This window comes from Siminovitchia sp. FSL H7-0308, assembly GCF_037980985.1.
In the GTDB taxonomy this organism is placed as follows: Bacteria; Bacillota; Bacilli; order Bacillales; family Bacillaceae_C; genus Siminovitchia; species Siminovitchia thermophila.
Genome location: NZ_CP150282.1, coordinates 1,244,646 through 1,260,081, shown reverse-complemented (window position 1 = coordinate 1,260,081; position 15,436 = coordinate 1,244,646). Strand labels below are relative to the sequence as shown.

General features: G+C 42.8%; 13 protein-coding genes and 1 other annotated feature. Of the genes, 3 read left to right on the top strand and 10 right to left on the bottom strand.

Going from position 1 to position 15,436, the window contains the following annotated elements; all coding sequences use genetic code 11:
- Positions 1 to 12 precede the first annotated feature (12 nt).
- Both MHB50_RS05890 and MHB50_RS05885 read right to left on the bottom strand, forming a co-directional pair.
- Entirely contained in the window at positions 13 to 1,326 is a 1,314-nt protein-coding gene (locus MHB50_RS05890) for a folylpolyglutamate synthase/dihydrofolate synthase family protein (protein ID WP_339162541.1), read from the bottom strand.
- Between the two features lie 72 nt (positions 1,327 to 1,398).
- Positions 1,399 to 4,047 (bottom strand): valine--tRNA ligase, encoded by a 2,649-nt coding sequence (locus MHB50_RS05885; protein WP_205178230.1) that lies wholly within the window; start codon positions 4,045 to 4,047, stop codon positions 1,399 to 1,401.
- Positions 4,048 to 4,145: 98 nt separating this feature from the next.
- Positions 4,146 to 4,380, bottom strand: a binding site (T-box leader).
- A gap of 1,266 nt (positions 4,381 to 5,646) precedes the next feature.
- Between MHB50_RS05885 and MHB50_RS05880 the strand changes: the two genes are divergently transcribed.
- Positions 5,647 to 5,781 (top strand): hypothetical protein, encoded by a 135-nt coding sequence (locus MHB50_RS05880; protein WP_340085016.1) that lies wholly within the window; start codon positions 5,647 to 5,649, stop codon positions 5,779 to 5,781.
- 757 nt (positions 5,782 to 6,538) lie between these two features.
- Here MHB50_RS05880 and MHB50_RS05875 read toward each other — a convergent pair.
- The gene (locus tag MHB50_RS05875; RefSeq protein ID WP_205178232.1) at positions 6,539 to 6,718 is read right to left on the bottom strand and encodes a hypothetical protein; all 180 of its coding nucleotides are present in this window, start codon (positions 6,716 to 6,718) and stop codon (positions 6,539 to 6,541) included.
- A 482-nt stretch (positions 6,719 to 7,200) separates the two neighbouring features.
- Between MHB50_RS05875 and MHB50_RS05870 the strand changes: the two genes are divergently transcribed.
- Together MHB50_RS05870 and MHB50_RS05865 are read left to right on the top strand one after the other, a co-directional pair.
- Entirely contained in the window at positions 7,201 to 7,395 is a 195-nt protein-coding gene (locus MHB50_RS05870; protein ID WP_205178233.1) for a hypothetical protein, read from the top strand.
- Positions 7,396 to 7,694: 299 nt separating this feature from the next.
- Positions 7,695 to 7,886 carry a hypothetical protein gene (locus MHB50_RS05865; RefSeq protein WP_340085015.1) on the top strand — a complete coding sequence of 64 codons (192 nt, stop codon included), beginning with the start codon at positions 7,695 to 7,697 and terminating at the stop codon, positions 7,884 to 7,886.
- Between the two features lie 15 nt (positions 7,887 to 7,901).
- On the opposite strand, the gene ysxE is transcribed toward MHB50_RS05865, so the two are convergent.
- The 7 genes from ysxE to ccsA form a co-directional block, all read right to left on the bottom strand.
- Positions 7,902 to 8,924, bottom strand: a complete 1,023-nt coding sequence (gene ysxE / locus MHB50_RS05860) for a spore coat protein YsxE (RefSeq protein ID WP_340085014.1) — start codon at positions 8,922 to 8,924, stop codon at positions 7,902 to 7,904.
- Between the two features lie 136 nt (positions 8,925 to 9,060).
- On the bottom strand, positions 9,061 to 10,236 hold the full coding sequence (gene spoVID, locus MHB50_RS05855) for a stage VI sporulation protein D (protein ID WP_340085013.1): 1,176 nt from the start codon (positions 10,234 to 10,236) through the stop codon (positions 9,061 to 9,063).
- Positions 10,237 to 10,557: 321 nt separating this feature from the next.
- Positions 10,558 to 11,847 carry a glutamate-1-semialdehyde 2,1-aminomutase gene (gene hemL, locus MHB50_RS05850; protein WP_339162534.1) on the bottom strand — a complete coding sequence of 430 codons (1,290 nt, stop codon included), beginning with the start codon at positions 11,845 to 11,847 and terminating at the stop codon, positions 10,558 to 10,560.
- A gap of 12 nt (positions 11,848 to 11,859) precedes the next feature.
- Positions 11,860 to 12,843, bottom strand: coding sequence for a porphobilinogen synthase (hemB, locus tag MHB50_RS05845; RefSeq protein ID WP_340085012.1), 984 nt, complete (start codon positions 12,841 to 12,843; stop codon positions 11,860 to 11,862).
- 2 nt (positions 12,844 to 12,845) lie between these two features.
- Positions 12,846 to 13,646 carry a uroporphyrinogen-III synthase gene (locus MHB50_RS05840; protein ID WP_205178257.1) on the bottom strand — a complete coding sequence of 267 codons (801 nt, stop codon included), beginning with the start codon at positions 13,644 to 13,646 and terminating at the stop codon, positions 12,846 to 12,848.
- The gene (gene hemC, locus MHB50_RS05835; protein ID WP_205178266.1) at positions 13,643 to 14,575 is read right to left on the bottom strand and encodes a hydroxymethylbilane synthase; all 933 of its coding nucleotides are present in this window, start codon (positions 14,573 to 14,575) and stop codon (positions 13,643 to 13,645) included. The genes MHB50_RS05840 and hemC overlap by 4 nt, the downstream gene beginning before the upstream one ends.
- Positions 14,576 to 14,603: 28 nt before the next feature.
- Positions 14,604 to 15,434: a cytochrome c biogenesis protein CcsA gene (gene ccsA / locus MHB50_RS05830; protein ID WP_340085011.1), complete on the bottom strand. Its 831-nt coding sequence runs from the start codon at positions 15,432 to 15,434 to the stop codon at positions 14,604 to 14,606.
- Positions 15,435 to 15,436 lie beyond the last annotated feature (2 nt).

Genomic DNA, 15,436 nt, shown 5'->3' with positions numbered 1-15,436 from the left:
TTAAGCGAATGTTTAAGCTGGATGGTTCGTTAATAATTTTACGATAGCCGGTTTCACTTCCGAAATAAAGTAAAGCGAGCCGGTAACCGCCAAAACTTTGTCTGAATTCAATAATGGAATAAATCTTTTCAGAAGTGCCTGCCAATCTTTTTCCACTTTGGCTACTGCTATACCGCTCACTTTTTTTAACTTATCCGCAGGGGCAGCCCGTGGAAAGTCAAATTCAGTAAAATAAATATTTTCCCCGAGCTCTTTTAACAACGGGAGCATGCTCCCCAAATCCTTATCTTCAAGCGCAGCAAACACAACTGTCAACTTTTTCCCTGGAAAACGCTGTTTCATGGTAGCCACAAAAGCACGCAGCCCTTCGGGATTGTGCGCCCCATCGACGATGATCATAGGAGTCTTGCTGATCATTTCCATTCTTCCCGGCCAATACGCTTTGACCAACCCTGTTCGAATATGCTGTTCTTTCAACGAAATCATGTTGGCATCTTTTAAATAAAGCAAAGAGGCCACTGCCAGAGACGCATTTTCAATCTGGTGGGCTCCCATTAGAGACAATTCTAACTGATCAAGTTCCCTTCCATTTCCAGTAAAGCGGAAACGTTCTCCCGTAGCCCGGGGTTCGTACTGACTAACTGAAAAGTCAATGCCCAGTTGGAAAAAGGGAGCCGCTTTCTCTTTTGCTTCTGCTTTTAATACGCGCATCGCCTGATCTTGTTTCACAGCCGTAAAAACCGGGACACCGTCTTTGATAATACCGGCTTTTTCATAAGCTATTTTTTCGACCGTATTTCCCAATATCCGAGTATGATCCATTCCTATATTGGTGATCACAGAGAGTACTGGATAAACAACATTGGTCGAGTCAAAACGGCCGCCAAGCCCTACCTCCAACAAAACAAAGTCAACTGGACGAAGCTCGGCAAAGTAATACATCGCCATCGCCGTGATCACTTCAAATTCTGTTGGGGACCCCAGCTTGGACGATTCCAATTCCTCTACCATTGGCTTAATGGTATTGGCAAGTGATATGATTTCTTCATCCGAAATCGGAATCCCGTTCACACTGACTCTTTCGTTAAACTGTTCAATATATGGTGATGTAAAAGTTCCGACATCATATCCGGCTTCATTTAAAATAGAACGGCAAAAAGCCACTGTCGAACCTTTTCCGTTTGTTCCGCCAACATGTAGCGCCTTCATGCGTCTTTCGGGATGCCCGAGCCGCTCCATCAGCCATTCCATGCGATCAAGCCCTAAATTGATTCCAAACTTTAGCCGTGAATGAATCCACTCCATTGCTTCACTATATGTATTCATCCGTTGTCCTCCCATCGGTCCTTCAATAAAAAGAACGTGAATCCGCATGGCGGATTCACCCTTCTTGCCCCATCATGTAGCTGATTTTAATTCCGCCATGCGTTCTTCAACCGCTGCTCGCTTGGCAAGATAGTCTTTCTCTTTGGCACGCTCTTCTTCTACAATGGCCTGCGGAGCCTTGCTGACAAACTTTTCATTGCTTAATTTTTTCTGAACCCGCTCCACTTCTTTGTTCCATTTATCCCACTCTTTTTCCAAGCGGGCAATTTCTTCATCAATATTAATCAGGCCTGCCAATGGGAGATAAAGCTCGACACCGGTTACGACCGCTGACATCGCTTTTTCGGGCGCCTTCATCCCCACCTCCATTTTAAGCTCCTCGGGGTTGCAGAATCTTTCGATATATATACGATTCTTTTCCAGGACGGAAAGTACTGTTTCATCCTTCGCTTTTAACAGGAGAGTGATTTTTTTGCTCATCGGAGTATTGACTTCCGCGCGAATATTGCGGACAGCGCGAATGATTTCCATTAGCGTCTTCATTTCACTTGCTGCCTGTCGGTCGGTCAAATGTTCATTTACTTGCGGCCAGGAAGCAACTGTGATGGATTCTCCATCATGTGGAAGATTTTGCCATATTTCCTCGGTAATAAATGGCATGAACGGATGAAGCAAACGCATCGTATGATCCAAAACGTACGCCAAAACAGAGCGTGTCGTATTTTTGGCAACCTCATCATTACCATATAATGGAACTTTTGCCATTTCAATATACCAATCGCATAAATCATCCCAAATAAAGTGATAAAGCACCCTTCCGACTTCGCCAAACTCATATTTATCAGAAAGTCTAGTCACCATTTCGATTGTGTCATGTAATCTTGTTAAAATCCACTTATCAGCGACCATCATTTCCTGCTCTAAATCTATGTCTTCATACGTAAAACCATCCATGTTCATTAAGGCAAAACGCGAGGCGTTCCATATTTTATTGGCAAAGTTCCATACAGATTCCACCTTTTCCATACTGAATCTGAGATCATGCCCCGGCGAGCTTCCCGTAGCAAGGAAGAACCGCAAAGAGTCCGCCCCGTATTTTTCAATCACATCCATCGGATCGACTCCGTTGCCGAGCGACTTGCTCATTTTACGGCCATCGGCATCGCGTACAAGCCCATGAATCAACACATCGTGGAAAGGTTTTTTGTCGGTAAATTTGAGCCCTTGGAAGATCATTCTGGAAACCCAGAAGAAAATAATATCGTATCCGGTCACTAAACAGTTGGTTGGGTAGTAGCGCTTATAATCGTTTGCATCCGTATCCGGCCAACCCATTGTGGAAAAAGGCCATAAGGCGGAACTGAACCAAGTATCAAGAACATCGTTATCTTGTTCCCAGTTTTCCTCATCCTCCGGCGCTTCATGACCGACATACATTTCCCCCGTTTGTTTATGGTACCAGGCCGGAATCCGGTGTCCCCACCAAAGTTGCCGGGAAATACACCAGTCACGGATGTTTTCCATCCAGTGCAAATATGTTTTTTCAAACCGGTCGGGTACAAAGTTGACTTTCTCATCCGTTTTCTGCAGTTCAACCGCCGCTTGGGCAAGAGGCTGCATTTTGACAAACCATTGGGTTGATAAGTAAGGTTCGACAACTGCCCCGCTTCGCTCCGAATGACCGACAGAATGCATATGCTCTTCAATTTTAAATAATATTCCTTTTTCCTGCAGGTCTTTGACGATTTGCTTTCGGCATTCAAACCGATCCATTCCTTGATATTGGCCGGCGTTTTCATTCATCGTTCCATCTTCGTTCATGACGAGGACACGCTCCAGATGATGTCTGTTGCCAATTTCAAAGTCATTCGGATCATGGGCAGGCGTAATTTTTACAGCACCCGAACCAAACTCCATATCGACATAATCATCGGCCACAATGGGAATTTCTCTTCCAATGATCGGCAGGATGACCGTTTTACCGATCAAACCCTTATAGCGCTCATCTTCGGGATGAACGGCCACCGCCGTATCACCAAGCATCGTTTCCGGCCTGGTTGTGGCAATTTCAATCGCCCCGGACCCGTCGGCAAGCGGGTAGCGCATATGGTAGAAAGCTCCTTGGACATCCTTATAAATAACCTCGATATCTGAAAGTGCGGTTTTAGTGGCAGGATCCCAGTTAATGATGTACTCGCCGCGATAAATAAGGCCTTCTTCATACAAACGGACAAATACTTCCCGAACAGCTTTGGACAACCCCTCGTCAAGCGTAAATCTCTCTTTCGTATAATCGAGACCCAGCCCGAGTTTTTTCCACTGCTCACGAATAAAAGAAGCATATTCTTCTTTCCACTTCCACGTTTCCTCAAGAAATTTTTCCCGCCCCAAGTTGTAGCGGTTTTTTCCTTCTTTTCGAAGCTGTTCCTCTACTTTCGCCTGTGTGGCAATCCCTGCGTGATCCATTCCGGGAAGCCAAAGTACATCATATCCTTGCATTCTTTTCATCCGTGTTAAGATATCTTGTAATGTGGTATCCCACGCATGCCCTAAGTGAAGCCTGCCCGTTACATTCGGCGGCGGAATGACAATTGTATAAGGCTCCTTTTTATGATCATTTTTTGTTTCAAAGAATTTTCCGGAAAGCCACCAATCATAACGATCTTTTTCAACCTTCTGCGGATCGTATTTTGTGGCCATTTCCAGCTCCTTGTTTGACATATTCTCTTCCTCCTCTTATTGAATATGGTTGAATGGTGAAGTAGTTGTTGTGGCGAGCAAAGCTAACTCTTTCTTTTCACACAAAAAAACCCTTCGTAAAAAAGGACGAAGGGTTTTGTTTCGCGGTACCACCTTTTTTCCGGATAAAGGAATGAACATAAATCCGGCTCTCTAATATCGATAACGGCTCTTCACCGGCTTCCGTTACATGATAAAGTTCGCGGAAGCTGCTCAAGGGCGACATTCCATTGTCCTTGCTTAGGAAATCTTCCAGCTTTGATTCCCCTCTCTGAAAGCAGGTTACAATATACTCTTCCCTGTCATAGCAATTGCTTATTATGTATTATAGTATGAAAATCGGTTGACAAAGTCAACTTTTCCATGGCCTCTTTTCACATTTTTTCCGTTGCACATATTTTATTCAAAGGGGATTTTTCGGAGGTGGGACGCCACAGTTTTGCACTTGAAATTAAAGTTTATATAGCCTGAAGCGCTGGTACACCTAGTGTTTCAGGCTATTTTTATTTTATACATAAATTTATATAGCGAATCAAATGGGGGATTCGCATGTATCTAAAAAAACACGTCAAAAAAACGGCCGTATCTTTTTGATGGCTATTATGATAAAGAAAAAGGACATTCCCGAACCATTACGATTGAGAAGGTTGGATATCTGGATGAACTGGAAAAGCAATATGAAGACCCCATCGTTTTTTTTAACGAGAGGGTTCAGATCCTTAAACAGAAAAAGGCGGAGCGATTATCCCCTATTTCCATGGAGTTTTCTCATGACGAAAAACTTATATACGGTCAAGACTAACGAAAAAAGTTCGGTTATGTTGTACTTAGTCAGACCTACCATGAACTCGAAATTGATAAGTTCCTTATGAACAAGCAACGTGGTTCAAAAATAGATTTTAGTAGTAATGACATTAAGAAACTCTTTTCAAGGCTGCTATATCCAGCCTCGAAGAAAAAACCTTTGAAAATAGAACACGATACTTTTAAAAGCAAAACTATTCATTGGATGATGTTTACCGTTGTTTATCCTTTCTTTATTAACATAGTTCAGCGCTACAGGTACGACTTAACGAACGTATTAACACCTGTATGGGCGTAAAAGCGATATTGTGACCATGACGTGACAAATTATTACTTTGAAACTGATAAAAATGATCATTTAAGAAAGAAAGGCGTATCCAAAGAACACCGGCCCAACCCTATTGTTCAAATGGGATTATTCATAGATAATCTGGGTATTCTCATTACCTTCGAGTTGTTCCTGCGTAATACGAACGATTGTCTAACATTTAGGCCGGGACTTTCACGAATCCAAAAAGAATATAATCTTGGTAAAATCATAGTTGTTGCCGATAAAGGCATGACCACTGGAGACAACATCTATTACACCCTGTCCGGAAAACATGGTCATGTATTTAGTATGTCGGTACGAGGCTGTACGAGGTGCCGATAAAGAGTTCAAAGAATATGTGGTGGATGAAGATGGTTACACGTGGTATGGCTCAGAGTATAAAAGAAAGTCGCTCTTTATCCCCGAACCATATACGTCACTTCAAAGAATGAGAAAAAGATAAAAAAGTGGTCGATGAAAAACAGGTGGTCTTCTACAGTGAAAAATATGCGAAAAAGGCAAAGGCAGACCGGGCAAAGGTCATCGCAAAAGCAATGGATATTATTCAAAAGCCCGGAAAATATTCTCGAGCGACTACCTAGGGTGCCGCTAGTTATATAAAGAATATAACGTTTGATAAGGAGACGGGTGAAATTCTTTCGCCAAAAACATTCCTTGAGCTTGATTTGGAAAAATTAAAAGCGGAAGAAGCTCTTGACGGCTACTATGCGATTGTAACAAGTGAATATAAAGAAACTGACGATCGTATTATCGATATTTATCGAGGATTATGGTAAATTGAAGAATCCTTTCGTGTGACCAAAAGCGATCTTGAAGCACGCCCTGTTTTTGTTTCCAGAGAAGAACACATACATGCGCATTTTCCAACTTGTTCCATCGCACTGACCAGTGCCAGGATTATTGAACTCAAGTTAAACCACAAATACAGTATTGGACGCATTCTAGAAAGTCTTTCTAATTCAGAGTGCACGCACTTGAAACAAAACTGCTACTTGTTTGATTATTTTGATGAAATCCTTAATGATCTCGGATCCATTTTTAATATTGATTTTTCCAAAAGAATTCGTTCCCTTGGTGAAATTAAAATCCGCTATGATTTTTTGCAAAAAAACAACAGCCACAAACCCAGTATTTGCAAGGGTTCGTGGCTGTTTTCCATATATTATAACTGCAAAATTCAGGAGTATATAAAAAACCGGGGCTGACTAAAAAGTCCAACTTAGAGTAAAGGCGCTAAAACTTAAAACCCAAGAATGTTGATTTTACAGCATTCTTATGTTTTATTTTTTTGCTTTTCAAGCTCCAATATTACTTTTCGGACAGCCCCGGGAAGTGAAACTAATCGCGTTTATTTTTATCTTTGTTGTCCTCTTCATCGGTCAAAGCATCACGGATTCCTTCAAGCACCGTTTCGGAGATCGTCTCGGGCAAATTTTCCAACTCTTCCTCTACCTCTTTTACCTCTTCCGGTACATCCTCACCATTGATAATACCGAAACGGAATTTTTTCTTGCTCATGTTCATTCCTCCTTCAATAAAGTTAAATTATATTTAGTATACTCGCTAATTCTCAAAATTTCATTGACATTGGATTAGCACCGCATAGTTCTCTCACCTCAAAAGAGATATATACAGAATATTCTTTTAGGGTATGATCCATCCTAACTACCGAACTGGATAAGTTTGGTAAATATAAGGTATAACCGTGCGTAAGATCTCCACACGACTCACGGTCGCTCACCCTCCTATGTCTCTCCGGATCGGGAGTCCATACATTCCTTCGTCCTGCGTATCCATGAGATGGAGGCCAGATATGCTCCTTAGCTAGGTCATTTGCCCAAATGGAATAAATAAGCTCCGGCTCTGCACTATTGGTGTTTGTTTTGGGAATGAAGCAAGTAATCATTCGGGACAGCGGATTTGCGGATGAGAACCAGCGCAGCGCCGTTTAGCAGTGCTTCGAATATTTCGTAAGGCGAAGGGGCGAATGTTATCGTTCTTTGCTGCCGTCTGATGTTGTCGATCTGTTTCCGATGAGCGATATTCAGCAAGGGATGGTGTTTCACAACATGCGCCATGAAGGGTGCGGGCATTTATCACGACCAGTTTGTGTACAAAGTGTCGGTGCCCGGCCTGGAAGAGGAGAGGATTTGCGAAGCGATGGGCCGTTTGGTGGAGCGCCATCCAATGCTTAGAACCGGATTTTGTCTGACGGATTTCGCGGTTCCGGTCCAATTCGAAAGGGAGAGGATCGACGTAGAGGTGGAGGAAGTGAAATTGTCATATTAAAGCCTATGAAAATTATTTTCGCAAGAGAAATGAACTTCCTTAAGGGATTGAATTTACCACCGTCCTGTGCGCAATCGTGAAGCTTCCGCCGTACCTTTATAATATGAAAATCGTTGATAGAGTCAACTTTTCCATGGCCTCTTTTCACATTTTTTTCCGTTGCACATATTTTATTGAAAGGGGATTTTTCGGAGGTGGGACGGAAATGAAGAGAAGAATAAATCAACATACTTTCCAGTCATGGTTAAGAACAATTAAGTCTGTATGTAAGCAGCTCATTATCCCGTTTACCATTTTTCAGGCGATCCGCACAGTTTTGTTTCCGACTACTTTTGACGTGTTGTTGTTGACGGTTTTTATTGCGACCGCACTCGTTTATCATTATGAATTAATTTAATAATCCCCTTTCCAATTATGATTCGGAAGGGGGATCCTGCATTTGTCTTTCATATTCCTCCAGGCGCATAACGATATATTCCGTGTTTTTCATATACCAATATTGTCGTTGAAGTCCTTGAACACATCTTAATTCATGTTTCTCTTTTCCCGCAGAATAGTAGTTTTCCACTGTTTGATACATTTTTCCCGGCTGAGCTAAATAGCCTAAAAAAAGAAGCATTTCCTCTTTTCTAAAAGGAAAATATTTAAAATAGATGTGAAGCCAGTCAATACACTCATCAAACGCCTTCGGATACGTTTCCATCGTCCGGGCCAAAAAAGGGAGTAGATCGTGAATCGGCGATGCGGTTCCAGCTTTTTCAAAGTTTGTAAAATATCCAAAGCCGCTTTCATGGTATAGAAAATGTTCTGGCGATAATTTTCCGTGGATAATCACACTTCGGGCTTTTTTCTCATCCTCTGTCACTTCGTACCATTCTTTTAATTTTCCAATGGCGTATCTTTGGGCCAGGGCAATCTCATGGTAATAGGAACAAAAAAGCAGTTGAAAAGGAGACATATACCAAGGTTTTTCCGATCGCTCCACAAATTGTTCCAAACCTTCTTTTTCTTTTTCCCACCTTGACAGCGTTTGTTCATAATGTTCTTTTCGATCATCTGGTGAGACCTCCACTTCCCGGGCGGAAATGGTGTGGAGACGCGCCAACTCCCGAAACAGTTCCTGATTTTTCTTAAATTGTCCTTCTCTTTCTCTATTTTCCAACCAGGGCATTAAATAATACAAGCTGTTCCCAGACAACAAAGCATACCTTCCATCCAATGCGGGATAAATGGGTACGATGCGATAATACCCTCTCTGGTACAAAAGCTGCACATACTTAAGAAAATCGATTCCCCGATTGGCGTTAATGCGCTTTAGTGCAAATTCACCTTTATCTGTGTAAATTTTATACACACGTCCAAACCTCTCGGCAAATTTCAAATTCAGGCCATAAAGGCCGGCAATTTCCTTGAGGCTCTTTACAGGATCGTCCATCGTTTCATCACCCGCTTACTGTGCGTATGGCCTATGGATTTGCATAAACCGGCAGGAATCTCTTCTACTAACAATCATTACATCCATAAAAACAAAAGGAGGACATTCCCCCGCATCGTCCTCCCCGCCTTTACCATTATTTTCTATAAGCTGTTTTTTCCGGTATATATAACACTTGCCCTTCATATAGCTCGTGCTCTGATTCTAGCTTGTTGGCTCTTAAAATTTGCTGAACACTGACTTCATACTTATCGGCCAGTCTTTCAATTGAATCCCCTTGTTGCACAAGACAAACTTTTATTTTTGCCGGTTCATCATCTTCTTTTCTGGAAAAGAAATCAGCGAAAGACATCGTATGATATTTCCCTTTCTTTTTCTTCGGCTTTTCTTTGTATTTAGGTTGGGCCTTATCGCTGCTTTCCTGACCGCTTGATTCGTAGGAGGAAGTTTCCTCGACCTTTTGCGGCGACTCTGTTGAAGATGAGGAGGACTCATCACTTTTTTCCATTTCTTTGAAAAACTTTTTTGCTCGCATCGCAAGTTCATCCATATCCATTTCCGGAAGGACAGGAAATGGGAACGGAAATGCCGGTTGATGCTGGAGATGTGCAGGAGGATCGGCCTCGTTGGAATCAGAAATGGATCTCGCCTCCGCAGTAAAAGGTTCATATAGACTGTCGCTTTCTGCAGAATGTTTACCAGCTTCCTCCTCCGTATCATTCCTGTTTATACTCTCTAGCGTCTCTTCCTCAGCATGTTGCAGTTGAATTTCAACTGCACCTTCCCCGCTTTCCTCATCAATATCGCTTTGTTCTTCATGTTTGTCCACGTAAGAACTTCTTTCTGGCTCATCCCCATCGTCCTTCTTAATTTGTTCCTCTCCTTGGGAATCATGTAGCCCATAAACAATGACTTCCGCGTCAATTTTCAAACAGGAATTCTCTGGAAGATCATAATCAAAACTTTCGACCTCTACAAATAATTCATCGACATTCGCTACTCGCTGTTTCGGGATGGTAATATCGACAGGAAATTGATGGGAAAATACGAAATCCCCCTCTTCACGTTCCTGAACTTGTATAAAATGACCTGTATCATCACGCGGCTGGTCTTCTCCATGCTCTGGTATAACCGGTTTATATTCTCCGGCAAGCCCCAAATATCCCCTTAAAAAAACGAAATCATCTTCTTCTAAAATGGATATATTCGGATCCAATGAAATTGACACAAGTTCATCGACTTCCTGTCCGCTTTGAAACAAAACGGATTCTTCCAATGAAAACTTGATGGACGATTGTTGTTGATCAGGCAAGACGGCTTCCTCCTTTCACTCCGTGCCAAAAATATAGCTCAATTACATCGTATGATTCTAAAAATGAAAATATGATGATGAAAAGTGAAAGTGAAGGAAGCTCTTGACAGTTGTTTTTCCAAGATGAAAAATCTGGATGCCTCCAATCGTCATAAGCAACCAATTCAATATACTAATTATAGTAAAAGCTAATCTGAAATGGCGGATTGCCAGATGTGCTCCATGTAAACAGCCTGCATGTTACATGCTTTAGGCGGGCTTGGAGGCTCACATTTTATACTTTTTGACATACAAAAAAACCGGGAAGCAATCCCGGTTTTCCTATTTTGTAATCGCGACAAATGCCCGTTCAGCGGCATCCAGCGTCTTTTCAATATCTTCATCTGTATGGGCTGTGGATAAAAATAGTCCTTCAAACTGCGACGGCGGTAAAAAGATGCCGTTGTTGGCCATTTCTTTGTAAAAAGCAGCAAAGAGAGAAAGGTCGCTCGTTTTTGCTTTGTCATAGTTCGTAACCGTTTCATTTGTAAAAAAGAAGCCGATCATGGAACCCGCCCGGTTGACGGTATGCGGTATGTCGTATTTGCTTGCAACTTCCGTTAATCCTTTTTCCAACATTTCCGCTTTGCGGTTAAATTCTGTATATGCTTCTGGCGTTAGCTGAACAAGCGTTTCATATCCGGCTGTCATGGCAAGCGGATTTCCCGATAAGGTTCCCGCTTGGTAAATAGGCCCACTGGGCGCAATTTGTCTCATAATTTCGGCTTTTCCTCCGTACGCCCCAACAGGAAGACCCCCGCCAATCACTTTTCCGAGGCAAGTAATGTCGGGTGTGATGCCATAATAACCTTGTGCACAATGATAATCGACGCGAAAGCCTGTCATCACTTCATCAAAGATGAGTAAAGCACCATATTCCGTTGTCAATTCACGCAAGCCTTCAAGAAAACCTTCAACCGGCGGAACAACGCCCATATTGCCTGCGACCGGCTCCACGATAAGACCGGCGATATCTTCCCCATACTGTTCAAAAGCAACCCGTACACTGTCCAGATCATTGTATGGAACAGTGATAGTGTTTTTGGCTACCCCTTCCGGAACCCCGGGGCTGTCCGGCAAACCGAGGGTGGCGACGCCAGAGCCCGCTTTAATCAAGAGGGAATCCCCATGACCATGGTAGCAGCCTTCAAACTTGATGATTTTATTCCTGCCAGTATAACCTCTTGCAAGTCTCAGTGCACTCATTGTTGCTTCAGTTCCTGAAGAAACCATGCGAATCACTTCGATAGAAGGAACACGTTCCTGTACAAGCTTGGCCAGTTTGTTCTCCACCAAGGTTGATGCCCCGAAGCTTGTGCCCTTCTCAGCCGTGTCTTTGATAGCTGAAACAACCCGTTCGTCGGCATGACCCAAAATAAGCGGCCCCCATGACAGCACATAATCGATATATTCGTTTCCATCAATATCGAAAATACGGGCTCCTTTTCCCCGTTCCATAAAAATCGGGTCCATTTCCACGGATTTAAATGCACGTACAGGGCTGTTTACACCACCTGGCATCAACGTTTCCGCTTCCTTAAATGCTTCCTTTGATCGATTGTAAGAACGCATCCATAAAACCTCCTATTTATCCTCTTGCAGCCATTTCACGGCATCTTTTGCAAAATATGTAATGATAATATCTGCTCCGGCCCGCTTAATGCTCGTCAACATTTCCAACACAGTTGCCCGTTCATCAATCCAGCCATTTTGGGCCGCGGCTTTAATGAGCGAGTATTCCCCACTTACGTTATAGGCAACAACCGGAACATTGAAGTTGTTTCTTACATCACGGATAATGTCAAGATAGGATAATGCAGGTTTGACAATTAAAAGATCTGCTCCTTCATCCATATCCGACTCTGCCTCACGAAGGGCTTCCAACCTGTTTGCAGGGTCCATTTGGTATGTTTTCCTGTCTCCAAATTGAGGTGTACTATTGGCCGCATCCCGAAACGGTCCATAAAAGGCGGAGGAATATTTCACAGCGTAGGACATAATGGGCACATCCTGAAATCCGCTGTCGTCCAACCCCTTTCTAATAGCAGCAACAAAGCCGTCCATCATATTAGAAGGGGCAATGATATCCGCACCTGCTTTCGCCTGGCTGACCGCTGTCTGTACAAGCAATTCAAGACTGGAGTCGTTCAAAATCACACCGTCTTCGACAAGCCCACAATGGCCGTGATCCGTATATTCACATAAGCATGTATCGGCAACGACCAATATTTCAGGAGCATGCTCTTTGATCACACGGGTCGCTTTTTGAACAATTCCTTCGTCATCATATGCCCCTGTTCCACATTCATCTTTTTCATCGGGTACTCCAAACAAAATAACCGATTGAATCCCCAGTGACACAAGTTCATCAATTTCATCCTTTAGCAAATCCAAGGAAATTTGCTCTACACCCGGCATCGAGGAGACTTCATTCCTTGTATTTACACCTTCCACGATAAAGAGCGGATAAATAAAATCTTCCGCATGGAGATGGGTTTCCCTCACCATTTTTCTTAAATTGGCGGATTTCCGCAGTCTCCGATGACGTTTAAACTGAATGGGTTCCATTGCTATTCTTTCCTTTCTTTTTGTCCGTAAAATTGACACAGCTCATGAAACATCGAGTCGATTGTATAGTTTCTCGGACAAATTTTCACGGAAAATCCTTCTTCCTCGATCGCTTTTTTCGTCACTTTGCCAATGCTGGCCAAATTTATTTTACCAGCATGTTCGCGCAAATGATACTGATTCACCAATTTCATAAAGTGATGAAAAGTGGAAGGACTTGTAAAGCATGCCACATCCAACTGATTGTCCCGCAAAATTTGGACAAGCCTGGTGACATCCTTAGTCGGATAAAACGTTTCATAAACAATCCATTCGTCAGCGATGATACCTCGTCTGCGAAAATGCTCCGCAACTGTCTTGCTTGCCAAGTTTCCCTTTGGAATAAGCACTCGATTTGCGGTATATCCTTGTTGAAAAAATTCACGTCCAAAATCTTCAGCCGTATAAACGTTTGGCATAAATTCGGCTGAAATATGATAGCGTCTTAGTTCCGCTCTCGTTTTTTCTCCTACTGCCGCAAAGCGAATATGTTGTTTAACGAGTTCAAATGACTCGCGCCCATGTCCAATATGGCGAAAAAAGTATTTTACCCCGTTCCGGCTTGTAAAAATAATCCAATCATACCGATCGAGCGATCGAATAAAACATGGGGCATTCAAGTCTTCATACGGACGGAAGTCAATCAACGGCACCATGTAGGGAATTCCGCCGGCAGAAGCAACATCATGGCAAAATTTTTCTCCTTGCTCCCCGCCCCTTGTAATGAGGACATGCTTCCCTTTTAAGGGATGCCTTTCCATCATTGGTCCAGTTCCTTCTTAACTTTTTCAATCAACTCGCCGGCTCCTTGCTCCATCAAGCTTTCTGCCGCCTTCATACCCACCTTCACCGGATCTGTGCCTTTCACGATTTCATTATAAAGAAGTTTTCCATCAGGTGAAGCGACGAGAGCTGCCAGTTCAATCGTGTCATCTTCCAGGATTCTTGCATATCCGCCGATGGGGATTTGACAGCTTCCATCCATTTTATGAAGGAAAGCCCGCTCGGCATTGACTGCTCTGGCGGCTCTTTCACACGTTAGCTTCGCCAACTCTCGAAGCAATTCATGATCATCCTCACGGCATTCAATCGCCAGAGCTCCTTGCCCAATGGCCGGCAAACAAACATCAGGATCTAAGTACTCCGTGACAATCTCGTCATTCCATCCCATTCGAATTAATCCCGCGGCAGCCAAAATAATCGCATCATATTCTTCTGTTTCCAGCTTACTAAGCCTTGTATCAATATTGCCGCGTATCCACTTGATTTCTAGGTCAGGTCGCTGCGCAAGAATCTGGGCGCTCCTTCTCAAACTGCTCGTGCCAACGATAGATCCCGGAGGCAGTTCCTTCAGCTTGACATTCCCTTTTGAAATAAAAGCATCACGATGATCTTCTCGCGGGGGAATACACCCGATCATTAAACCATCGGGCAATTCTGCAGGCATATCCTTCATGCTGTGAACAGCCATATCAATTTCCCCATCGTACATGGCCTGTTCAATTTCCTTAATAAACAGCCCTTTTCCGCCGACTTTCGATAAAGTGACATCAAGGATGCGGTCCCCTTTAGTTACAATTTCTTTCACTTCAAACTCAAACGGGGCACCAAGTTGTTTCAGCTGTTCTTTCACCCAATTTGTTTGCGTCAAAGCCAACTTACTTCTCCTTGATCCAATCACAATTTTTCTCATTTATATTGCCTCCAAACGACATGAATATTTAAGAATCCCAATAATGAAATGTGGATAGTCGGCTGTTCAGGAAAAAGTTAATCAAGACCAGCAAAAAAGCCGCAGTGTTCCATAAAGCCAACTTCCGTCCATACAGTTGCTTTTTCATATGAAGATACAGTATAAACCCATAAATGCCCAGTAAAGCAAAGGAACCGACTATTTTGGGATCATACCAATAAAAGACTGAGAGTTTCATAACCGCCCAGCGGAGTCCGAGGATTAAACTTAGTAAAAGCATTGGCACCCCAATGACATTTAACGCAAAGGAACTCCTTTCCAGCTTCGCCAAATCCGTTAATCGCCATAACTTCTTTTTCCATTTTTTCCTCTTCAACAAACGATATTGAAGCAGATACAAAATGGAAAAAACGAAAGAGATAGAAAAAGCTCCGTACGATAATATCGCCATCGTTATATGAATTAGGAGCAGTTCGGACATGAGCTGTTCCGCTGAAACCGCGAAGCTTTGCGCAGGCGCGAAAGCGTGAATCGCCATAAAAATAAAACCAATGATATTTGTAAAAAAAACAGTAAAGTCCACTTGAAATATTTTATGAATAGCCAGCGATAACGTAATGAGCACCCACGTATAAAAATACAATCCCTCAAACAGGGTCAGCACCGGAAACCTTCCCGCATGATACATATATATAAACAAAAAGATTGTTTGAAGAATCCAAACAATCGAAAGCAACCGGAAAGCAAGCCGGCTTGCCTCCCGGTTTTGTTGAACAAAATCAATAAAATAAAACAGGATAGATAAAGCATAAATCACAATGACAATTTCCGGGAGCCTCGCCAAAATCAATTCAATCATTG